At 64.7% G+C, this 22615-nt stretch carries 10 protein-coding genes; 4 read left to right on the forward strand and 6 right to left on the reverse strand.

Going from position 1 to position 22615, the window contains the following annotated elements:
- Window positions 1-294 precede the first annotated feature (294 nt).
- On the reverse strand, window positions 295-1389 hold the full coding sequence (locus tag QIW53_RS18620) for a DUF1615 domain-containing protein (RefSeq protein WP_371051109.1): 1095 nt from the start codon (window positions 1387-1389) through the stop codon (window positions 295-297).
- Between the two features lie 256 nt (window positions 1390-1645).
- Here QIW53_RS18620 and QIW53_RS18625 point away from each other — a divergent pair, with 256 nt between their 5' ends.
- Both QIW53_RS18625 and QIW53_RS18630 read left to right on the forward strand, forming a co-directional pair.
- Window positions 1646-3865 (forward strand): TonB-dependent receptor, encoded by a 2220-nt coding sequence (locus QIW53_RS18625; RefSeq protein ID WP_371051111.1) that lies wholly within the window; start codon window positions 1646-1648, stop codon window positions 3863-3865.
- Window positions 3866-4084: 219 nt separating this feature from the next.
- Window positions 4085-5623 (forward strand): FAD-dependent monooxygenase, encoded by a 1539-nt coding sequence (locus QIW53_RS18630; protein WP_371051112.1) that lies wholly within the window; start codon window positions 4085-4087, stop codon window positions 5621-5623.
- Window positions 5624-5669: 46 nt separating this feature from the next.
- Here the strand turns inward: QIW53_RS18630 and hemB are convergent, their stop codons facing one another.
- Complete coding sequence (gene hemB, locus QIW53_RS18635) at window positions 5670-6644, reverse strand: porphobilinogen synthase (RefSeq protein ID WP_371051114.1); 975 nt, start codon at window positions 6642-6644, stop codon at window positions 5670-5672.
- 142 nt (window positions 6645-6786) lie between these two features.
- A complete protein-coding gene (locus QIW53_RS18640) occupies window positions 6787-7494 on the reverse strand; it encodes a glutathione binding-like protein (RefSeq protein WP_371051115.1) in 708 nt (235 codons plus the stop codon).
- 333 nt (window positions 7495-7827) lie between these two features.
- Here QIW53_RS18640 and QIW53_RS18645 point away from each other — a divergent pair, with 333 nt between their 5' ends.
- Together QIW53_RS18645 and QIW53_RS18650 are read left to right on the forward strand one after the other, a co-directional pair.
- On the forward strand, window positions 7828-8526 hold the full coding sequence (locus QIW53_RS18645) for a histidine phosphatase family protein (RefSeq protein ID WP_371051117.1): 699 nt from the start codon (window positions 7828-7830) through the stop codon (window positions 8524-8526).
- A gap of 73 nt (window positions 8527-8599) precedes the next feature.
- Window positions 8600-9655, forward strand: coding sequence for a permease (locus QIW53_RS18650; protein ID WP_371051118.1), 1056 nt, complete (start codon window positions 8600-8602; stop codon window positions 9653-9655).
- A 114-nt stretch (window positions 9656-9769) separates the two neighbouring features.
- Here the strand turns inward: QIW53_RS18650 and mnmH are convergent, their stop codons facing one another.
- The 3 genes from mnmH to QIW53_RS18665 form a co-directional block, all read right to left on the reverse strand.
- The gene (mnmH, locus tag QIW53_RS18655) at window positions 9770-10873 is read right to left on the reverse strand and encodes a tRNA 2-selenouridine(34) synthase MnmH (protein ID WP_371051119.1); all 1104 of its coding nucleotides are present in this window, start codon (window positions 10871-10873) and stop codon (window positions 9770-9772) included.
- The gene (gene selD / locus QIW53_RS18660; protein ID WP_371051120.1) at window positions 10873-11907 is read right to left on the reverse strand and encodes a selenide, water dikinase SelD; all 1035 of its coding nucleotides are present in this window, start codon (window positions 11905-11907) and stop codon (window positions 10873-10875) included. Before selD ends, mnmH begins: the two co-directional genes overlap by 1 nt.
- A 132-nt stretch (window positions 11908-12039) precedes the next feature.
- The gene (locus QIW53_RS18665) at window positions 12040-22563 is read right to left on the reverse strand and encodes an autotransporter-associated beta strand repeat-containing protein (RefSeq protein WP_371051121.1); all 10524 of its coding nucleotides are present in this window, start codon (window positions 22561-22563) and stop codon (window positions 12040-12042) included.
- Window positions 22564-22615: the final 52 nt, after the last annotated feature.

Here is a 22615-nt window from a genome sequence, read left to right on the forward strand (position 1 = left end):
GCCGAAGGTGGTTCCGACCGTCTGATCGAACGCCGTGTGGCCGAAGGTGGTTCCGACCGTCTGATCGAACGCCGTGTGGCCGAAGGTGGTTCCGACCGTCTGATCGAACGCCGTGTAGCCGAAGGTGGTTCCGACCGTCTGATCGAACGCCGCGCCGTATGAAGCGCCGTTCCAGCGCAGACCTCAACAAAAAGCCCGGCCTGATCAGCCGGGCTTTTTCGTGTGTGCACGCTTAACTGTAGGAGCGAGCATGCTCGGTCCTACAGAAAAACCGGCCCTGCACGCAAACTCCGCTCACTTCCCCGCCCGCGCCATACAGCGCTGATAGCGCTCGTCAACCCGCTTGGCAAACCACGCCGTGGTGAGTTTGCGGGTGATTTTCGGGCTTTGCAGCACGATCCCCGGCAAGACGGCTCGGGGTAACGCACGACCCTCGGCCTGTTTGGCCAGTTCGAAGACCCGTTCATAGAGTTCGGTGTCCTCGAACTCCAGGCTTTTGCCCTTTTCCAGTTGATCACGAATGGTCGGGTTACGCATGCCCAGGCGTTTGCCCAGGGTCCGAGCAGCCAACTCGGTGCTGCCGGGCATGATCGAGCCATAGCGCACCAGATCGCCATCCAGCGCCAGCGGGATGCCCGAAGCGCGGCTCAGCGCATTCTGAAACGCCGCATTACGGCTCGCGTACCACCCGGCATTGAAATCGGCAAAGCGATACAGCGGCTGGGTGTAGCTCACCGGATAACCGAGCAAGTGAGCGATGCCGAAATACATGCCGCCGCGACGGCTGAACACTTCACGGCGAATCGTGCCGTCGACCGGGTAGGGATAATCGCGCGCCTGCTGTTCGGCGAACTCGATGCTGACCTGCATCGGACCGCCGGTGTGCACGGGATTGAAGCTGCCGAACAGCGTGCGGCCCATGGGCACCATGCCGATGAAATCATCGAAGATCGCGCTCAGCTCCTTCTCGCTGCGCGCGGCATTGAGCCGCTCGCTGTAGCTTTTGCCGTTGCTGGAACGCACCTGCAGCGCCGCGCTCACCAGCAACCCGGGCACATGGACCTTGGCAGCGCGGCGGTCGATTTCGTCCCGGGCGATCTTGCCCAGGCCCGGCACCGGCGGGTCCACCTGGAAGGTCGATTCCTGCTCGGTGACCGCGAGCACGGAGCACAGGTTCTGCGTCGAGGGCTCAAGGCCCTGCGCGGCAAATGCGGCGTAAATGTCGGTGGCCCAGCCCTGGCGATCCACGGTCTTGGCCGGCAGCAGGCGCACGATCTCGGCCTTGACCTCGGCGGGCGGTCGAGGCGCCGGCTGCTGGGGGCGCTGTGTGCCGCAACCGGCCAACAGCAGCAGCGCTGCGACACCCGTGATCAAGCGATTGACTTGCATGCTGCTCCTTCCCATCCGTTGAACCGGGTTAACCATACGATCAATGGCATGGCGCAGGCTATGACTGCCGCGTCCTTCGCCCGTTCCGCACGCCTGCAGGGTGCTCGATCCCCATGGCCGGCAGAGCGTCCCGACGAAGCCGTCACGCATCATGTTTGTGAACTACTATCATTTGTCTCTGGAGTCGCATTAGCGCAAGGAACTCGTGCGCCTTTGTCTTGTTTACTTTTCGGCGGTACGCCGCCAGGTACACGATATGACCTCTCCAGCCCGCTTTGACCTGCCGTTTCGTCCAACGCTTCTCGCCCTGCTCTGCTCCCTGTCCGTCAGCGCCCACGCCGCAACGCCCGCCACCGAGCCGGCAAACGACGGCAAGGCCGTGGTGCTGGACAACGTCAACATCAATGCCCAGGCACCCTCCTCGTCCGACCTGCCGCCGCCCTACGCCGGTGGCCAGGTGGCACGCGGCGGCCAATTGGGTGTGCTGGGCAACCAGGACATCATGGACATCCCCTTCACCATGGCGTCCTACACCGAACAGTTGATCCAGGACCAGCAGGCGGAAAACGTCGGCGATGTGCTGCTCAACGATGCGTCGGTGCGCCAGGCTTCCGGGTTTTCCAACCAGGCCCAGGTCTTCATGATCCGTGGTCTGCCGCTCAACGGTGACGACATTTCCTACAACGGCCTGTATGGCGTGCTGCCCCGGCAGATCATTTCCACCGATGCGCTGGAGCGTGTCGAAGTGTTCAAGGGCCCGAACGCTTTCATCAACGGCGTCACCCCGAGCGGCAGCGGCATCGGCGGCGGCGTCAACCTGCAACCCAAACGCGCCGGCGATGTGCCGTTACGCCGGTTCACCACCGACATCAGCGATGATGGCCGGATCGGCAATCACCTGGACATTGGCCAGCGCTTCGGCGAGGACAACCGGTTCGGCGCGCGGGTGAACCTGTCGCAACGCGAGGGCGACACCGCGATCGACGATGAAAACCAGCGCTCCAAGCTGTTCGCCATCGGCCTGGACTACCGGGGTGATGCGCTGCGCGTTTCCGCTGACTTTGCCTACCAGAAGGAACGCGTCAACGCTGGTCGCAGCTCGGTCAATCTCGGCACCACCACGCACATCCCGGACGCCCCCTCGGCCGATACCAACTATGCGCAGAAGTGGGGCTTCAGCCAGATCGAAGACACCTTTGGCATGTTGCGCGCCGAGTTCGACCTGAATGACAACTGGACCGTCTACGCCGCCGGCGGCGCCAAGCACACCCGGGAAGTCGGGCGGTACGACGGCACTACGCTGGTGGGCAATGACGGCAGTTCCACCACCTCCGGCTCGTTCATTCCCCACGACGAGGACAACAAGAGCGTGATGGCCGGCCTCAATGGCAGCTTCGCCACCGGACCGGTCACCCACAAGCTCAACTTCGGCCTGGCCGGGATCTGGGCCGAGCAGCGCAGCGCGTTCGATTTCGGCGCCAGCAATCCGAACAACATCTACCACCCGGTTGACGTGCCAGCCCCTACCTCAGGCTTTGCCGGTGGCGACCTGAGCGATCCGGGGATCACCGGCAAGACCTTCGCCCGCAGCGGCGCGGTCTCCGACACCCTGGGCTTCTTCGATGACCGGCTGCTGGTGACCATCGGCCTGCGTCGCCAGCAATTGGTCGTTCAGGGCTACAGTTATGCGCCCTATGGCTCCGGCCCCCGCAATGCCTCTTACGACGAGTCCATCACCACCCCGGTCTACGGCATCGTGTTCAAGCCGTGGGAGCACGTGTCGTTCTACGCCAACCGCATCGAAGGCCTGGCCGCTGGCCCGACGTCACCCAACACCGCCGGTTCGCGGGTGGTCGTCAATGGCGGCGAGGCGTTTGCACCGGCGCGCTCGAAACAGATCGAAGCCGGGGTCAAGGTCGACATGGGCACCTACGGCGCCAGCCTGGGCGTGTACCGCATCGAGCAGCCGAGCGATGGCTACACTGAAGTCATTGACGCCACGACTGCGCGTTACGTGCGCCAGGGCGAGCAGGTCAACAAGGGCGTGGAACTCAATGTATTTGGTGAGCCGATCAACGGTTTGCGCCTGATCAGCGGCGTCACGCTGATGGACACCGAACTGAAGAAAACCCAGGGCGGCCTCAACGACGGCAACGATGCCATCGGCGTACCGACCTTCCAGTTCAATGCGTCGGCGGACTGGGACGTGCCGGGCCTGCCGGGTGTTGCGTTGAATGCGCGGATGTTGCGCACCGGCGGCCAGTACGCCGACGCGGCCAACAACCTCAGCCTGCCGACCTGGAACCGCTTCGACGCCGGCGCCCGCTACGCCTTCAAGGTTCAGGAGAAAGACGTGACCCTGCGCTTCAACGTGGAAAACGTGGCCAACAAGAAATACTGGGAATCGGCCCAGGGCGGTTACCTGACCCAGGGTGAACCGCGCGTGGCGAAGCTGTCGGGGAGTATCGATTTCTAGGCACCGCCTCTGGCCACCATCTGAAACCCCGTTTTGATCGTGACTGAAACGGTTTGACTGAAGGTGTGTTGGAACCTGTAGGAGCGAGCATGCTCGCGATGGTCGTTAACGATGATGATGGCTGTCTGAATGCCCGCGTTGCCTGGTGCTCCATCGCGAGCATTCGAGCGTCGACCGGCTGCTCCTACAGAGGTCCGGTGTGGATTTTGGAGGTAACCCATGAACCGCAGCGACGTGTTGATCGTCGGCGCCGGTCCCACCGGGCTGGTACTGGCGCTGTGGCTGAGCAAGCTGAAGATTCGCGTGCGCATCATCGACCGCAGCTCGTCTCCCGGCACCACGTCCAGGGCGCTGGCCGTGCAGGCGCGGACGCTGGAGCTGTATCGACAACTGGACCTCAGTGATGCCGTGCTCAAGGGCGGCCATCGCGTGGCAGCGGCCAACTTCTGGGTCAAGGGAGAACCGGTGACCCGCCTGCCCCTGAGCAAGGTCGGCGAAGGCTTGACCCCTTATGCCTTCCTCGAGATTTTTCCCCAGGACGAGCACGAACGGCTGTTGATCGATCGCCTGGAAAGCTTCGGCGTGCGGGTCGAACGCAACACCACGCTGGAAAGTTTCGAGGAAACCGGCGACACCCTCACCGCCCGGCTGCGCTTGCCCGATGGGCAGGAGGAGATCTGCCAGGCGTGTTACCTCGGCGGTTGCGACGGTGCGCGCTCGATCGTGCGCAAGACCCTGGACACCGGGTTTCCCGGCGGCACCTACCAGCAGATATTCTACGTCGCCGACGTTCAGGCCAGCGGGCCGGCCATCAATGGCGAGCTGCACCTGGACCTGGATGAAGCGGATTTCCTCGCGGTGTTCCCGCTGGCCGGCGAAGGCCGGGCGCGCCTGATCGGCACAGTGCGCGACGAGCGCGCCGAACCTGTCGACACCCTGCAGTTCGAGGACGTCAGCCGCCGCGCCATCGAACACCTGAAAGTGCAGATCGAACGGGTCAACTGGTTCTCCACCTATCGCGTGCATCATCGGGTGGCCGAGCACTTTCGCCGCGGTCGCGTGTTCCTGCTGGGCGACGCCGCCCATGTGCACAGCCCGGCGGGCGGCCAGGGCATGAACACCGGCATTGGCGATGCGATCAACCTGGCCTGGAAACTGGCCGCCGTGTTGAACGGCAGCGCCACACCCCACCTGCTCGACACCTACGAAAGCGAACGCATCACCTTCGCACGCAAACTGGTGGCCACCACTGACCGGGTGTTCAGCTTAGTCACCGCCGAAGGGCGCGTGGCCGATCTGCTGCGCACGCGCCTGGCGCCGTTGCTGCTGCCGAAAATGGCGTCGTTCGGCACGACCCGTCAGTTCCTGTTTCGCACGGTGTCGCAGATCACCCTGAATTATCGCGGGATGCCGTTGAGCACCGGCAGCGCCGGACAGGTGCACGGCGGTGACCGCTTGCCCTGGGCCCATGACGGCGAGGGGGATAATTACCTATCGCTGAAGTGTCCGACCTGGCAGGTGCATGTGTACGGCGACACCAGCGACGAAATGATCGCCTGGTGCAACGAACACCACCTGCCGCTGCACGTGTTCGACTGGCGGCCGGCATTCGAAGCCGCCGGGCTTGGGCGCAACGGCTTTTACCTGTTGCGCCCGGACACCTACGTGGCGATTGCAGAGACGTGCTCGGATCCGAAGGTGATCGAGCGTTACTTTCACGAGCACGGGATTCGCGCGTTTTTTGATTCCCACACATAACAAAACTGTAGGAGCGAGCATGCTCGCTCCTACAGAGGGGCTAGGGTTAGATCCCCGCCAGCGCCAGATCCATCGCGAAGTAGGTGAAGATCAGGTCCGCCCCGGCCCGTTTGATCGCCCCGAGGCTTTCGCGCACCACGCGGTCTTCGTCGATGGCCCCGGCCTGGGCGCCGAACTTGATCATCGCGTACTCGCCGCTCACCTGATACGCCGACAAGGGCAAATGCGACGCTTCGCGGATATCGCGGATGATGTCCAGGTAAGCGCCGGCCGGCTTGACCATCAACGCATCGGCGCCTTCCTGCTCGTCCAGCAGCGATTCACGCAGCGCCTCGCGGCGATTCATAGGGTTCATCTGGTAGCTTTTGCGGTCGCCCTTGAGCGCGCTGCCACCGGCTTCGCGGAACGGGCCGTAGAGCGCCGAGGCGAATTTGGTCGAATAGGCCATGATCGCGGTCTGGGTGAAACCGGCGGCGTCCAGCGCCCGGCGAATCGCCTGGACCTGCCCGTCCATGGCCGCCGACGGCGCAATCACATCCGCCCCGGCACGCGCAGCGGCCACGGCTTGCTTGCCGAGGTTGATCAGCGTCTGGTCATTGTCGACTTCGTGGTGGTGCATCACGCCGCAGTGGCCGTGATCGGTGTATTCGCAGAAACAGGTGTCAGACATGACGATCATCTCCGGCACCGCATCCTTGGCGATGCGCGACATGCGCGACACCAGGCCGTTGTCGCGCCAGGTGTCGCTGCCGTTGCTGTCCAGATGATGGGAGACGCCGAAGGTCATCACCGACTTGATGCCGGCGCGGGCATAACGCTCGATCTCGCCGGCCAGCTTCGACTCCGGAATGCGCATCACGCCCGGCATGCTCTTGATCGGCACGAAATCGTCGATCTCTTCCTCGACGAAGATCGGCAGCACCAGGTCGTTCAGGCTGAACTCGGTTTCCTGGAACAGGCTGCGCAGGCTCGCATTGCGGCGCAGACGGCGTGGACGTGCTTCGGGGAACTGGCTGGGCATGGAGATTCCTGAGGGCAAGACGAAAGTCACAGGCGCAACAGCTTATGCCCGTGAACGACGGGCACAAACTTCAGTAGCGCAAAAAACCCTTACCACAATGGCAACAATCGCCGATGCTCCGGTGTAGGAGCGACGGTGATGATCAGGACACCGCCTTCGGTATCTCCAACCCGCGCACCACCGCCGGGCGTGCCAGGAAGCGTTCGAGCACCCGGGTCACGTTGGGGAAATTCTGGATGCCCACCAGATCGCCCGCTTCATAGAAGCCGATCAGGTTACGCACCCAGGGGAAGGTCGCGATGTCGGCGATGGTGTAGCGATCGCCCATGATCCAGTCCCGCCCTTGCAGGCGACCGTCGAGGACTTTCAGCAGGCGTTTGCTTTCCTCGACGTAGCGGTCGCGCGGGCGCTTGTCCTCGTAGTCCTTGCCGGCGAACTTGTTGAAGAAACCGAGCTGGCCGAACATAGGTCCGATGCCCCCCATCTGGAACATCAGCCACTGGATCGTCTCGTAGCGAGCGGCCGTGTCCTGGGGCAGCAATTGCCCGCTCTTGTCCGCGAGGTAGATCAGGATCGCCCCGGACTCGAACAACGCCAGCGGCTGCTCGCCCGGACCGTGGGGGTCGAGGATCGCCGGGATCTTGTTGTTGGGGTTGAGCGAGAGAAATTCGGCGGACAACTGATCATTGTTCTCAAAACCCACACGATGCGGCTCATAGGGCAGGCCGATCTCTTCGAGCATGATCGAGACCTTGACGCCGTTGGGGGTCGGCAACGAGTAAAGCTGAATCCACTCAGGGTACTGAGCGGGCCATTTGCGGGTAATGGGGAATGCGGACAGATCAGTCATCGAATGGACCCGTGAAGAGATTGAGAGGGACGATCATAGTGGCAACCGACGGCTTTGGCGTATCAATAATGCTGATAGGCAAGATCAGCACAATGCAGATTCCTCCCGCGCCCACCCCGTGTACCTTGTCCATAAATTCGCAACATGCTGTCGATAACCTCTGGGGCACCCCGCTCGAAGTCGCCGGAAACATGCTGCAATCACCGTCGGATCGAACCAAACGGGCTTCAGAGGACTCTGAGTTCTGCCTTTTCGGATACGGACCGGCTTCACGACATGGAAAACACCCGACGCTGTCCGCGGGGTGTGCAAAGGTTTGTCAGCCTTAACCGGATGCGCTGTAGACACGCCCATTCCAAGGTGAGCCCTTTGAGATTTTTCAATCGTTTCAAGCATCGCGCGTATTTCCTGCTGCCCTCCCTGCTGGCGGTCGGTGCGCTGTTCCTGTCGCTCGAGTCCAGTGAAAGCCGTGCCCAGCCGGTCAACGGCACCCAGACACTGGTCTTCCTGCGTCACGCCGAGAAACCCGAAGGCGGCCTGGGCCAGCTCAACTGCCAGGGGCTGAACCGCGCCATCGACCTGGCGACGCTGCTGCCGGAAAAATTCGGCAAGGCCAACTACGTGTTCGCCGCCAACCCGACGCGCAATGTCGAGGAAGGCGAACTGGACAATTCCTACAGCTACATCCGTCCACTGATGACCATCAGCCCCAGCGCGATCAAGCTCGGCCTGCCGGTGAACATCGAGTATTCGGCCAACGACACCAGCGACCTGGCCGACGAACTGCTGAACAACAAGTACCACAACTCGGTGATCTACACCGCCTGGTCCCACGGCTACCTGCCCGAGCTGATCAACAAGGTCGCCGGCGAAGCCGTCGGCAAGAAACAGAACATCACCGATGACTGGGCCTCCAGCGACTTCGACTCCCTGTTCGTGCTGACCCTGACCTGGCGCAACGGCAAGGCCAGCCTGCAGAGCCACAGCTACAAGCAAGGCCTGGATAACGGCCAGGAAACCTGCCCGACCTGATCAGCGCTGGCTGGCGGGTGCTTGAGGGACTGGGCTATCCTGCACGTCCCTTCTCACTTGCCGGACCTTCACCATGTCACTTTCAACTGCCGCCGCGCCCATCCGGGGCTGGTCGTTCTGGTGGAAACCCGCCCTGTTCATCCTGGTGGCCTGCATCGGCCTCTATTACGTCAAGTGGTCGCCCTACTACGTGAAAGCGTTCGTGGCGGCGGACAACCACAGCATCGGCGCCTCGATCCTCAACGATTCGCAGACCGCTCCCCTCGCCGCCGCGCTGGCTTACGCCAAGGTGTATTTCCTGGCGATCTGGAAAGCCGCGGTGCTGGCGGTGATTCTCGGCTCGCTGCTGCAAGTGCTGATCCCGCGAGACTGGCTGCTGCGCCTGTTCGGCCGCGCCGGTGTGGCCTCCACCGTGCGCGGCGGCCTGTTTGCCCTGCCGGGGATGATGTGCTCGTGCTGCGCGGCGCCGGTGGCCGCCAGCATGCGCCGCTCGAACGTGTCGGTCGGCGCGGCGCTGGCGTTCTGGATCGGCAACCCGGTGCTCAACCCGGCGACTCTGGTGTTCATGGGGTTCGTGCTGGGCTGGGGCTTCACAGCGATCCGCCTGGTGGCCGGGATTGTGCTGGTGTTCGGGGTGTCGCTGCTCGCCCAGCGCATCTCCGGCCCCGAGGCATTGCCGGAAGCGGCCGTCGAAGCGGTGGCCAACGTCAGCGAAAAAGACCCTCAGCCGTTCCTCGCGCGTTGGGGCAAAACCCTGTGGCAGCTGTTCTGGAGCACCATCCCGATCTACATCCTCGCCGTGCTGGTGCTGGGCGCGGTGCGGGTCTGGGTGTTTCCGCACCTGGACGGCGCCATGGCCAACGGCCTGTTGTGGCTGGTACCGCTGGCGATCATCGGCACGCTGTTCGTGATCCCGACCGCAGCGGAAATCCCCATCGTGCAAACCATGATGACCCTGGGCATGGGCACCGCACCGGCGGTGGCGCTGCTGATGACCCTGCCGAGCATCAGCCTGCCGTCGCTGCTGATGCTGCGCAAGGATTTCGACAGCCGGGTGCTGGTGAGCGTGGCGTTGATGACCATGGGCATCGGGGTGCTCAGCGGGTTGGTCGGCGCGGCGCTGCTCTGAGGTTTTGCCGACGGTCATGGCCGCATCGCTCCCACACTGATCCGTAGCGTTCACACGATCAATGCGGGAGCGACGACTCGACCTGCTCGCGATGGAGTCTGCCGACTCGACACATCACCCGGCGCGCTGACTGCGCTCGCGCAAGTACTCGAACACCTCGTCCCTGCCGCCGGCGAATTCGATCCGCAGGCCTTTCTTCTCCCGCTGAAACGCGTACATCGGGTCGTAGTACTCGCGCAGCAAGCCCTCGATCCAGCCCCGGTGCAAGGCCACCGACCCGCTGCGGGTCTGCTCCGCCAGTGCGTCTTCCATGAGCACCCGCATCCGCCGATGACGCTCGCCGCCCAGGCGCTTCTGCACGTTGTTCAGGCTGGCCAGCAAGCGCTCGGCAAACAGCCCGAAGCCCTCCTCGCCATGCACGCCGATGAATTCGGCACACAGGTCCACCACGTAATCGCGCAGGATCCGTTCGACCCGCCCTTCCAGGCTGTCTTCCAGCCAGACCATCGGGAAACGCTGCATGCCCTGGAACAGCGGCAACGGCAAGGCGCAGCTGCCGACCATGCGGCTCTCGTCTTCCAGCACGAACTGCTCGATACCGCGGCTGCGTTTTTTCAGCACGTCCACCGCCAGGCGGTTTTCAAAGTCGATGTTGGATGGCTGACCCGTGGCGCGCTTGCCGAAACTGGAGCCACGGTGGTTGGCGTGGCCTTCCAGGTCCAGGCCGTTGCGTAGCTGCGTCAGCACTTCGGTCTTGCCGGTGCCGGTCATACCGCCGAGCAAGACGAAATCACACTGGGCAACAGCCTGGTCAAGGGTCTCCAGCAAAAAAGTCCGCATGGCCTTGTAGCCGCCACCGACCCGCGGGTAATCGATGCCCGCCTCGTCCTTCAGCCATTGCTGGACGATCTGCGAGCGCAAGCCGCCGCGAAAACAATACAAATAGCCGTCGGGATGCGCCCGGGCAAAATCGGCCCAGGCCTGGATGCGCTCGGCCTTGATGGCCCCGGACACCAATTGGTGCCCCATCACGATCGCCGCCTGCTGCCCCTGTTCCTTGTAGCAGGTGCCAACGCGCTGCCGCTCGCTGTCGTTCATCAGGGGCAGGTTGACCACCCCTGGAAACGCCCCCTTGATGAACTCGATCGGTGCCCGGGCATCCATCATGGGCCGGTCATTGAGGAACAGATCGCGGTAATCGGTGAACTGGACGGGCATCAGAACACCTCGACCGCGTGGGTCTGTCGCTCGACCAGCTCACCGATCGGCGCAAGGCTCAGGCCCAGTTCTGCAGCCACTTCAAGGAATGCTTCGTTGCCTTGCGGCGTCACCGCCACCAGCAGCCCGCCGCTGGTTTGCGGATCGCACAGCACACGCTTGTGCAGTTCCTGGAGGCGTCCGAGCTGACGGGCATAACTGTCGAAATTGCGCAGCGTCCCCCCCGGCACGCAACCCTGGTCGAGGTAATACTCGACGCCCGGCAGGCGCGGCACGCGGTCGTACTCGATACGCGCCGTCAGGTGGCTGCCGTCGGCCATTTCCACCAGATGCCCGAGCAAGCCGAAACCGGTGACGTCGGTCATCGCGGTCACGCCATCGAGCTTGCCGAAGCGGCTGCCGGGTTTGTTCAGGGTGCACATCCAGTCGCGGGCCAGGCCGATGTCGCCCTGGCGCAACTTGCCCTTCTTTTCGGCGGTCGTGAGGATGCCGATGCCCAGGGGTTTGGTGAGGTAGAGCAGGCAACCGGCCGTCGCCGTGTCATTACGTTTCAAGTGGCGCTTTTCCACCAGACCGGTCACGGCGAGGCCGAAGATCGGTTCCGGCGCGTCGATGGAATGGCCGCCGGCCAGGGGAATACCGGCGGCGTCACACACCGCCCGCCCGCCGCGAATCACTTCCCGGGCAATTTCCGGTGCCAGCACATTCACCGGCCAGCCGAGAATCGCAATGGCCATCAACGGATCGCCGCCCATGGCGTAGATATCGCTGATGGCATTGGTGGCGGCGATGCGCCCGAAATCGAACGGATCGTCGACGATCGGCATGAAAAAATCGGTGGTCGAGACCACGCCGCGCTCTTCATCGATCGAGTACACCGCCGCATCATCGCGCGAGGCATTGCCGACCCACAGCCTGGGGTCCAGGTTCTGCGCCCCGCTGCCGGCCAGGATCACTTCCAGCACTTGTGGGGAAATCTTGCAGCCACAGCCAGCGCCATGGCTGTACTGGGTCAGGCGGATCGGTTCGCTCATGGGGCACCTCGTCGGAACAATGGCGCCGATTCTAACAGAGCGTTGCCCCCGAGGTCCGGCCGCCCAGGCTCTGGGTCGAGGAGCCGTCAAAAATAACCGCCCTCCCGGGCGGTCAAGGTCCTTCACCTGTTGTCAGAACCCCATGCTGAAACTGATCGTCATCGCATGGTCTTCATTCTTGCTCGACACTTGCCCCGAGTAACCAATCCCCAATTTCCCGCTTTCGCTGATCTGGAAGTCCACGCCGGCCTCCAGCACGGCGCTGTCCCTGGCGATCGGCACGCCCTGGGTGGTGAACGAAGCGCCGCCGTCGATGAAGGTCAGGTCGGCGTCCGGCTTGGTGTCACCGAAGGCGTGGCGCCAGCCGATGGCCGCACGCGGGGTGAACTGGCCACCGTTGGCCAGGGTGATGCGCTTGCCGGCGCGCAGGCCCACGGTGGAGAAGGTGATGTCCTGGTCGGCATCCGCCTCCAGCCGCCCCGCCCCGCCTTTCTCCTTGGCCTTGTCGCTGTCGTAATTGACGTAGGCCAGGCCGGCGAACGGCTCCAGCGCGACCCCGCCCGCGTCGATGGCGTAACCGACTTCACCGAACACCTGGGCACTGCGGGCATCGTAGTGGGCTTTCAGGCGGTCGTTGTAGGCACCGACGCTGACTTCGCGTTTGCTCTCGATGTCATGCCAGCTGTAGGCCGCGCCGAGGCGAACCGCCAGGGCATCGAACTGCGAGCTGAGGTAGGCGGCCAGGTGGTAGCTCTCGACGGTGGCGTCCGAACGCCGGTCATGGGCGTCGATGTCGCTGCGGGTGTAACCGGCGGCCATGCCGGCGCGCCATTGGTCGTCGAGTTGCTTGTCGGTGCCGAGCATGAAGCCGCTGAGGTTGCGATCCAGGCTGGCACTGTTGCTGTCGCCATCGGATTCGCCCCAGGCACCGAGGGCGCGCATCCAGCCGACCATTTCGCCGTGGCACCCGTTGCTGCTCAACGCGTTGTCCGTAGGAGCGAGGGCCCGGCGCGGATCGTCGGCGGCGCTGCAGGACGGTTGCCGCATGCGGTCGTTGACGGCGTCGCGCACGTACCGCGAGTCTTCGAGGACCGCACTGGCGGTGCTGGCGTGGATTTCCCCGGACAGGCTGTCGAAGGCTGCCTGGGCGCCGGCGGTGCTGAGGTTGAGGATTTCATTCTGCAACGTGGCACCGGCCGGACCATTGTTGATCAAGGCCTGCGCCGTGGCACTCTGGTTACCGGTGGCGGCGACATCGACGAACGAGTTGCCATTGCGCGTGACCGCCAGGTTCACCGCATTGGCGTCATAGGCCAGCAAGGTGTTGAAGAACGCATACTGAGGCAAATCGACACTGCTGAAAGTACCGGTCACGCCACCACCGGCGGTGATCAGTGAATAAACGGCGCTGGAACTGAACGGCGCCAGGCTGCGCACCTGCAGGCTGCCGCCCAGATTCGCCGTGCCGCCCACCGCCAGCGGGGTCGCACCGGGGGTGCCGACCGTCAGGGCCAGCAAGCCGTCAGCGGCGTTGGTCAGGTTGCCCGCCACGCTCAAGGTCCCGGCATCGGCACCGGACGCGACCACGCCGTGGTTGACCACCCCACCCACGCTACCGTTACCAGTGAGCGCCGCGCCATTGGCCACGGTCACCTGGCCGGCGAGCGAAGCCCTCTCGGCCAGGTTGCCGACCTGCAACACGCCCTGATCCACCGACACCGCACCGCTGAACGGATGATTGCCGGTCAGCAGCAATGTCCCGGCACCGCGTTTGGCCAGTGTCCCGACACCGCTGAGCACGCCGTTGAAGCGGCCGGCAAAATTTTGCTGGAACAGCAGCCGTGCGTTGTTGAGGATGTTGCCGCGCAGGCTGGTGGTGTTACCGACCAGCGTACCGCCACTGACCGTGGTGCCACCGGTGTAGGTGTTGGCACCACTGAGCAGCAGAATGCCGCTGTCGAGCTTCTCGATGCCGCCGCTGCCCACCAGCGGTGCCGAGATCTCGGTGGTCACGCCGGCGTTGACGCGCACGGCGGCCAACGTGCCGCCCGCGCCGTTGACCGGCGTCAGGCTGCCCCCGGCGCCCGGCACCAGGCTGTAGCCATTGTCGAGGAATTGCAGGCCGGTAAAGTTCTGGTTGCCCTGCACCGTCACGGTCCCGCCCTGCCCGCCGAACACCGCGAACTGGCCGCTCGAACCTTGCGCCAGGCTGCCGGTCGGATCGGTCCAGTTGGTGCCTGGCCCCCAAACGCCGCTGCCACCGTTGATGGTGCCATTGGGATTGGTGGTGCCGCCGTTCCAGAACTGCACCTCACCGGGTGCGCCCTGCACCAGCAGGTTGACCTGATTGGCCAGCGCGGTTTGCAGGGTCAGGTTGGCCGCCGAAACCGGCAGGCTGCCGTAGACCAGGCCGTTATCGGTCAGGCTGCCGCCGTAGCGGAACAGTTGATAGACGCCAGTGCCGAAGCCACCGGCATTGCTGATGTTCAGCGTGCCGTCGAGGGTCAAGTCGCCGGCGACATCGATCACCGTGGTCGAACTGGCGGCCGAACCCAGGCTGAAATCAAGGTTGGTGCCCGAGGCCAACGCCAACGAACCCACCGACAGCGGCGTTGCGCCACCGCCGCCGAGCAGTGTCGCGCCGCTCGCCAGCTGCACCGCGCCGCCCAGTTGCCCGCTGCCGCCCAGGCTGGCACCACTGGCCACTGTGACGTTGGCGCTGTTCAAACTGCCATCGACCCGTAACACGCCGGCTTGCACATCGGTGTTGCCGGTGATGCCGTTGGCGCCGGTCAGCAACAACTCGCCCGTACCGGTTTTGGTCAGCGTGCCGCTGCCGGTCAGGTTGCCGGTGTAGCTGCCGTTGCTGTTCTGCTCGAAGGTCAGCGCCGCGTTGTTGACGATCGCCCCTTGCAGGCTGCTGGTGTCGCCACGGGTGATGCCAGCGTTCAGGGTGGTGCCGCCGCTGTAGGTGTTGGCACCGCTGAGCAGCAACTCGCCGTTACCGTTTTTCACCAGGCTGCCGCTGCCGGTGATCGCGCCGAGCAGCGTCGTGTCCTGAGTACCGGCAAGGGTCAATTGCGCACCCAGGCCAATGGCATTGGCCAGTTGCAGCGCCGAGGTGCTGTCGAGCGTTGCGTTGCCCTGAACGCTGAGCGCGCCGCTGCTGATCGCACTGTTATTGCCCAGGATCAAGGTGCCGCCGCTGAGCTGGGTGCCGCCGCTGTAGGTGTTGTTGCCGTTGAGGGTCAGGCTGGAAGCGCCGGCCTTGATCAGGCTGCCGCTGCCGCTGACCACTCCACCAAGGGTCATGGCGCTGGAACCGGCGACCGTCAGCCCGCCATTGAGCAGCACGTCGTTGGCGATGGTGACGGCGGTGTTGCTCGCCAGGGCGGTGCCGTTGGCGGCGGTCAGTACGCCGGTGCCGAGGGCGGCGTCATTGCCCAGTACCAGTGTGCCGCCGTTGAGGGCGGTGCCGCCGGTGTAGCCGTTGGCCGCATTGAGCACCAGCGTACCGGTGTCGTATTTGCCCAGGGTGCCGCTGCCGTTGAGCGCGACGCCAATGGTCGCGGTCGCGTTCGGATCGACCCGCACCGAGGCGTTGCCCATCGAGCCGTTGACCAGGTTCAGCGAGCCGGCGGTACCGTTTTGCAGGCTGTAGCCATCGGTGACGAATTGCAGACCGGTGACGGTTTGCGCACCGTTCACCGTGACCGTGCCCGCCGCGCCCTGGAACACCGCAAAATTGTTGGTCCAGGCCTGATTGGTCGTGCCGTTGATGTCGGTCCAGTTGCTGGTGCCGCTGCCCCAGGTACCGCTGCCGCCGTCCACCGAACCGTTCGCGACCAGTTGCCCGCCGTCCCAGAATTGCACGGTAACGCCCGGCGCGGTGACCAGCAGGTTGATCTGGTTGGCCAGCGCGGTTTGCAGTTGCAGGTCGCCGGGGGTGACGCCGCCCGGCACGGTGCCGATCAGCATGCCGTTGTCGGTCAGGCCGCCGGTGTAGTCGATCAGGCGATACACGCCGGTGCCGAAGCCGCCGATGTCACTGACATTGAGCGTGCCGTCCAGGGTCAGGTTGCCGCCGACGTTGACCAGCGCATTGCCGCCACCGGACACTGGCGTGCCCAGACCGACGTCAAAGTTGGAATTGCCGTTGAACGCCAGGGAATCCACCGACAGGGTGCTGCCGGTCACGCCGGCCAGATGCCCGCCGTCGGCCACCGTCACCGCGCCAGCCAATGTGCCGCTGCCGCCGAGGGTCGCGCCGCTGTTGACCAGCACATTGGCGCTGGCCAGCGAGCCGTCGACCTGCAGGGTGCCGGCATTGACGTTGGTGTCACCGGTCAGGTCGCTGATGCCGCTCAGGGTCAGGGTGCCGGTGCCGAGTTTGGTCAGCCCACCGTCACCGCTGAGGATGCCGGCGAAGGTGCTGCTGACGTTATTGCCACCCAGGCTCAATGTATTGCCGGTGCCCACCAGCGCGGTGCCGCTGCCGGTGAGGCTGGCGAGACTGCCCGAGGCGCCGAGGTTGAGTGCCGCGCCAGCGGCGAGATTGACCGTGGCGTCATTGCCCAGTGCTCCGGCGCTCAAGGTAGTGAGGCTGCCGGACTGCACGTCGAAGGTGCCGCTGAAGGTGTTGTTGCCAGCCAGGGTCACGTCGGCCAGACCATTTTTGGTCAGGGTGCCGACGCCGGCGATCACACCGCCGAGGGTCAGGTTGTTGTTACCGGCCAGACTCAGGTTGGCATTGACGTTGAGGTTGTTGGCCAGCACCAGCGGCGCGCTGTTGTCCAGGGTCGAGGCCCCGGCGACGGTCAGGGCGCCGCTGCCCAGCGATCCGCCCGTTCCGAGGGTCAGGGTGCCCGCATTCAACGTGGTGCCGCCGGACCAGGTGTTGATGCCATTGAGGGTCAGGTTGGACGCGCCATTCTTGATCAGGCCGCCCGTACCACTGACGACGCCGCCAAGGGTCAGATCATTGCTGCCGGCGTTGGTGAGGTTGGCGTTGAGCACAACATTGTTGCCCAGGCTCAGCGCGCTGTTGCTGTCCAGGGTCGAAGCGCCGGCCACGGTGAGGTTGCCAAGGCCCAGTGCCGAATTGCTGCCGACGGTCAGGGTGCCCGCGTTGAGCGTGGTACCGCCCAGGAAGTTGTTGTTGCCATTCAGGGTCAGGTTGGCCGCGCCATTCTTGGTCAGGCTGCCTGCGCCGTTGATCGCACCGGTCAACGTCAGGTTATTGCTGCCGACGAGGCCGAGGTTGCCCGCCAGGTTGAGCGCATTGTTCACGCTGACGGCGGTGGTGCTGTCCAGCGTTGTGCCGTTCGCCGCGTTCAGCGTGGCGGAGCCCAATGCCGAGTTGGACGCCAGCACCAGCCCACCCGCATTCAGGGCCACCGGGCCGAGGAAGGCGTTGTTGCCGCCGAGGGTCAGGCTGGCCGCGCCGTTCTTGATCAGGCCGCCGGTGCCGCCGATCACGCCGTTGAGGGTCAGGGCGTTGCTGCCGACCACCGTGAGGTTGCCATTGAGGGTCACGTCATTGGCGAGGGTGACCGCTGCATTGCTGTCCAGTTGCGTACCGGCATTGGCAGTCAGCGTGCCACTGCCCAATGCGGTGTCGCTGCCGACGATGATCTTGCCACCGTCCAGCTGCGTGCCGCCGGTGTAAGTGTTGGCGCCGTTGAGCACCAGCGTACCGCTGTCGAGTTTGTTGAGAATGCCGCTGCCATCGATGTTCACGCCCAGGGTCGCCGTGACGCCCGGATCGACCCGAACCGCCGTGGTCCCGCCACTGCCGTTGACCGCCGTCAGTTGCCCCGCCGCGCCGTTGACCAGGTTGTAGCCGTCGGTGAGGAACTGCAAGCCGGTGAATGACTGGGTGCCATCGACCGTCACCGTACCGGCGGTGCCCTGGAACACCGCGAAGTCGCTGGCCCAAGGCTGGTTGACCAGGCCATTGGCATCGGTCCAGTTGGTGCCCCCCGCATTCCAGGTCCCGCTGCCGCCGTCCACCACACCGTTGGCAATGGTCTGGCTGCCGTCCCAGTAGCGAATGTTCGAGTTCGGCGCCGACACCTGGATGTTGATCTGGTTGGCCACCCCGGTCTGCACCACCAGATCGCCGAGGGCATAGCCGACCGGCACGCTGGCCACGTCCAGGCCGAGATTGGTCAGGGCGCCGGTGTAGTTGAACAGCCGATACACACCCACGCCAAAGCCGCCGGCGTCGGTGACGTTGAGATTGCCGTCAAGGGTCAGGTTGCCACCCACGTCCATCAGCGAAGTGGTCGAGGGCGTCGCGAGGCTGACATCGAGGTGACTGCCGGCCGCCAGTACCAACGCGCCTGCCGAGAGTTGATTGCCTGAAGACAACGCCAGATGGCCGCCGCTGTTGACGTTGACCGTACCGAGCGCCGAGCCGGTACCCGTCAGGGTACCGCCGGTATTGACGTTGACCTGTGCACTGGCCAGCGAACCGCTGAGGTCCAGGGTGCCGCCGTTGATCGCGGTATTGCCGGTGATGCCGCTGATGCCGGTCAGGTTCAGGGTGCCGGTGCCGACCTTGATCAGGCCGCCGCTGCCACTCAGGTCGCCGTCGAAGGTGCTGGTGCTGTTGCCGCCGCCCACCGTCAGGGTGTTGCTGCCCGCAAGCTGCACGCTGCCGCTGCCGGTCAATGCGCCCAGGCTGGCATCGCTGCCCAGGTTGAGGCCGGCGCCGGCGCTGATGTTCACACCGGAGGTGTTGCCCAGGGCGTTGTTATTGAGCGTGGTGACGCTGCCGGCCGCGATGTTCAAGGCGCCCGTGAAGGTGTTGTTGCCCGCCAGGGTCAGGTCAGCCAGGCCATCCTTTGTCAGGCTGCCCGCCCCGTCGATGATCCCGTTGAGGCTCAGGTCGTTGTTGCCGGCCAGAGTCAGCCCGGCGTTGAGGGTGATGGCGTTGCCGATGCCAAAGGCGGCACTGTTGTCCAGCGTCGCTGCGCCACCGACGACCAAGGCACCGCTGCCCAGGCCATTGGCGTTGCCCAGGGTCAGCGTGCCGGCGTTGAGCGTGGTGCCGCCGCTGTAGGTGTTGTTGCCGTTGAGCGTCAGGTTGGCCGCGCCGTTCTTGATCAACGCGCCGGTGCCGCTGGCGATGCCGCCCAGCGTGAGATTTTGAGTGCCGCCGACGGTCAATCCAGCGTTGAGGGCAATGGCATTGCTCAGGTTGACCAGCGGCGAGTTGCTGTCCAGGGTCGCCGCGCCGCCGACGGTCAGCGCACCGCTGCCGAGGGCCGAGCTGTTGCCCACCGTCAGCGTCCCGGCGTTCAAGGTTGTCCCGCCGAGATAGGTGTTGGCCGCATTGAGGATCAGGTTGGCCGCGCCGTTTTTCACCAGGCTGCCGGCACCGGCGACCAGGCCGGTCAGGGTGAGGTCGGCGCTGCCACCGATATTCAAGGCCCCCGCCAGGTTCAGCGCATTGCCGAGGCTGGCGGCGGTGTTGGCGTCCAGAGAGGTATTGGCCGCCGCGTTCAGCGCGCCGGATCCCAGGGCGGTGTTGCTGCCGACGATCAGCTTGCCGGCGTTCAGCGCGGTATTGCCGAAATAGGTGTTGGCGCCATTGAGCGTCAGGTCGGCGGCACCGTTCTTCGTCAGACCACCGACGCCGGCCACCACACCGTTCAGGGTCAGCGCGTTGGAGCCTCCCAGGATCAGCGTGCCGGCCACATTGACGTTATTGCTCAAGTCTGTTGCGGTGCTGGCGTCCAGCGTGGTGCCGTTCGCCGCATTCAATACCCCGGTTCCCAATGCGGTATTGGAACCGACGGTCAGCGAACCGGCGTTCAGCGAGGTGGTGCCGCTGTAGGTATTGTTGCCGTTGAGGGACAGGCTGGACGCCCCCGTTTTGATCAGGCCACTGCCACCACTGATGACACCGCCCAGGGTCAGCGCGTTGGCGCCACCTGCGGTCAGGTTGGCGTTGAGGTTGATGGCATTGTTCAGCGTCACCGCCGAGCTGCTGTTGAGCGTGCTCGCCCCGGCCACGGTCAGGGCACCGGCGCCCAGCGCCGCACCACTGCCGACGGTCAGACTGCCGGCGTTGAGCGTGGTGCCGCCGGCGTAGGTGTTGGCGCCGTTGAGGGTCAGGTTGGCTGTACCGTTCTTGATCAACTGGCTGACACCGCTGATCACGCCGCCCAGGGTCAGGCCGCTGCTGCCGCCGATGCTCAGCGCATTATTGAGAGTGACGTTGTTGTTCAGGGTGACGGCCGTATTGCTGTCGAGCGTCGCCGCACCACCCACGGTGATGTTGCCGGTGCCCAGCGCAGCGGCATTGCCGACCGTCAGCGTCCCGGCATTCAAGGTGGTGCCGGCGAGGAAGGTGTTGGCGCCGTTGAGAATCAAGTTGGCCGCGCCGTTCTTGGTCAGCCCGCCACTGCCGCTGACCACGCCGCCCAGGGTCAGGTTGGCGCTGCCGCCGACGTTGAGGTTGCCGCCCAGAGCAACGGCATTGCTCAGCGCCACTGCAGTGCTGGCGTCGAGGGTGGTGCCCGCCGCTGTGGTCAATGCGCCGGTGCCCAGCGCGGTGTTGGAGCCGACGACCAGCGTCCCGGCATTCAGCGCGGTGCCGCCCGAGAACGTGTTGTTGCCGCTGAGGGCCAGACTCGCGGTGCCATTCTTGATCAGGCTGCCCGCGCCACTGACGACCCCGCTCAGACCCAGCGCCTGCGTCCCCCCCAGGGTCAAGCCACCCGCCAGCGCGACCGCGTTGGCCAGGGTCACGGCCGTGCTCGCATCCAGCGTGGTACCCGCTGCGGCGTTCAACGCCCCCGTGCCAAGCGCGGTGTTGCTGCCGACGAACAGGCTGCCGCCGTTGAGTGCGGTACTACCGCTGTTGGTGTTGTTGCCGGTCAGGGTCAGGCTGGCCGCGCCGGATTTGGTGATGCCACCGGTACCCGACAGCACGCCACCGAGGGTCAGGGCATTGCTGCCGAGCACGTTGAGCGCGCCGGTCATCGCGATGTTGTTGGCCAGCGTCACGTTGGCGGTGCTGTCCAGGCTGGTGCCGGCCGCCGTGTTCAGCGCCCCGCTGCCCAGCGAATTGTTATTGGTCACCAGCAAACTGCCGGCACTCAGGGTGGTGATGCCGGTGTAGCCGGTATTGGCGCCGCCAAGGGTCAGACTGCCGCTGCCGGTCTTGGTAAGGTTGCCGCTGCCGCTGATCAGACCGCCCAGGGTCAAGGCCCCTGTGCCGGTGGCGGTCAAGGTGCTGCCAAGGTTGATCGCGTTGTTCAGCGCGATGGTACCGGGTGCCGCCAGCGCCGACGCGCCGGCCACGGTGACCGTGCCGGTGCTGAACGCCTGGTTGCTGCCGACCTGCACCGTACCGCCGTTGAGCGTGGTGTTGCCCAGATAGGTGTTGGCCGCCGTCAGGCTCAACTGCCCGGAGCCGACTTTGGTCAGGCCGCCACTGCCGGAAATCACACCGCTCAAGGTGGTGGCATTGGTGCCCTGCACGGTCAACCCAGCGGCACCGAGCGAAACCAGATTGCCGATGTTCAACCCGCCGGTGCTCGCCTGGATGATCCCGCCGTTGGAGGTCAGCACGCCGGTGCCAAACGTGGCGCTGTTGTTGAATTGGGCAACACCGCCATTGAGCGTGGTCGAGCCGCTGACCAACGGCCCCTGCAAGGTCCAGGTGCCGCTGTTCACCGTCAGGTTGTTGAAGTTCACGTACGTGGCACTCGAGGCCGTGCCAGAGCCCGTGGTGCCGCCACCCACGCCCCCCGGGTTTTGCAGGACCAGGCTGTTGGTGCCGCCGGCACCGCCATCGACCGTGCCGGTGGCGGCGAAGGTCAGGTTGATGTTGACCAGCCCGCCAAGCCCTACAGTGATTTGTACACCGTCGCCCACATTGACCGAGGAACCGGTCACGGCAGTGAAGGTGTTGGTGCTGCCCGCCCCCATCGACACGCCGCCCGTGATGGAGCCGGCGTTGGTGAAACGATTGCCCGCCGCCGATGTTTCGAACGCCACCCGGCCATTGATGACGCCGCTGCTGCTGTTGGTCATGTTGACCTGCGAGCCGCCCCATACGCCGATGACGGGCGTATCGGCCAGCGTGATGCCGCCGACCGACAAGCCGGTCGAAGTGATCGTGCCGTCGTTGGTGATGGTGGTGGTGCCGGTCGCGGCGTTGTTCACGCCCAGGGCCAGGCCATCGACACTGGTCAGGTTGAGCCCGAGCAGCATGCCCGTGCCGCGCATGATGCCGGTGGCATTGTTGATCACACTGACGGTACTGGTCGCGCCAGAGCCGATGAACGCGCCACCACTCAATATCGACACAAGGCCGAGCAGTGCCGGGTCGAGGGTGCCGGAGTTGTTGAGGCTGATGTTGGCACCGGTCAGGTTCAGCACGCGACCGCCCAGCGTGGCGTTCATCTGCGCGCCGCTGTTGACGTTGACGGTCAGGCCATTGGTCGCACTGGAGTAATTGTTGAGGAACAGTGGCAGGGTGGGCACACCGGTGCAGGTGATGGTCGAGCCCGCTGTGCTGCAGGTTGCTTGCGCCTGGGGGCAGGCCGCAACGAACAGCAGTCCGGCAACACTGAACTGCACGGCAAGGGAAAGAGGGGAAAAACGTGAGACGAGCGCGCTACCCAACCTTGTATCCACGGGGACTCCTTGCGTGGCGAAACCACTTCGATCCATGAAGGGCGTGCAGCAT

Origin of the sequence: Pseudomonas fluorescens (assembly GCF_041354075.1) — a bacterium.
GTDB classification, from domain to species: Bacteria; Pseudomonadota; Gammaproteobacteria; order Pseudomonadales; family Pseudomonadaceae; genus Aquipseudomonas; species Aquipseudomonas fluorescens_CE.

Excerpts from the sequence above, each read along its gene's own strand:
- QIW53_RS18620 (WP_371051109.1), bottom strand. The coding sequence starts at position 1,389 with ATGCAAGTCAATCGCTTGATCACGGGTGTCGCAGCGCTGCTGCTGTTG.
- QIW53_RS18625 (WP_371051111.1), top strand. The coding sequence starts at position 1,646 with ATGACCTCTCCAGCCCGCTTTGACCTGCCGTTTCGTCCAACGCTTCTC.
- QIW53_RS18630 (WP_371051112.1), top strand. The coding sequence starts at position 4,085 with ATGAACCGCAGCGACGTGTTGATCGTCGGCGCCGGTCCCACCGGGCTG.
- hemB (WP_371051114.1), bottom strand. The coding sequence starts at position 6,644 with ATGCCCAGCCAGTTCCCCGAAGCACGTCCACGCCGTCTGCGCCGCAAT.
- QIW53_RS18640 (WP_371051115.1), bottom strand. The coding sequence starts at position 7,494 with ATGACTGATCTGTCCGCATTCCCCATTACCCGCAAATGGCCCGCTCAG.
- QIW53_RS18645 (WP_371051117.1), top strand. The coding sequence starts at position 7,828 with ATGCGCTGTAGACACGCCCATTCCAAGGTGAGCCCTTTGAGATTTTTC.
- QIW53_RS18650 (WP_371051118.1), top strand. The coding sequence starts at position 8,600 with ATGTCACTTTCAACTGCCGCCGCGCCCATCCGGGGCTGGTCGTTCTGG.
- mnmH (WP_371051119.1), bottom strand. The coding sequence starts at position 10,873 with ATGCCCGTCCAGTTCACCGATTACCGCGATCTGTTCCTCAATGACCGG.
- selD (WP_371051120.1), bottom strand. The coding sequence starts at position 11,907 with ATGAGCGAACCGATCCGCCTGACCCAGTACAGCCATGGCGCTGGCTGT.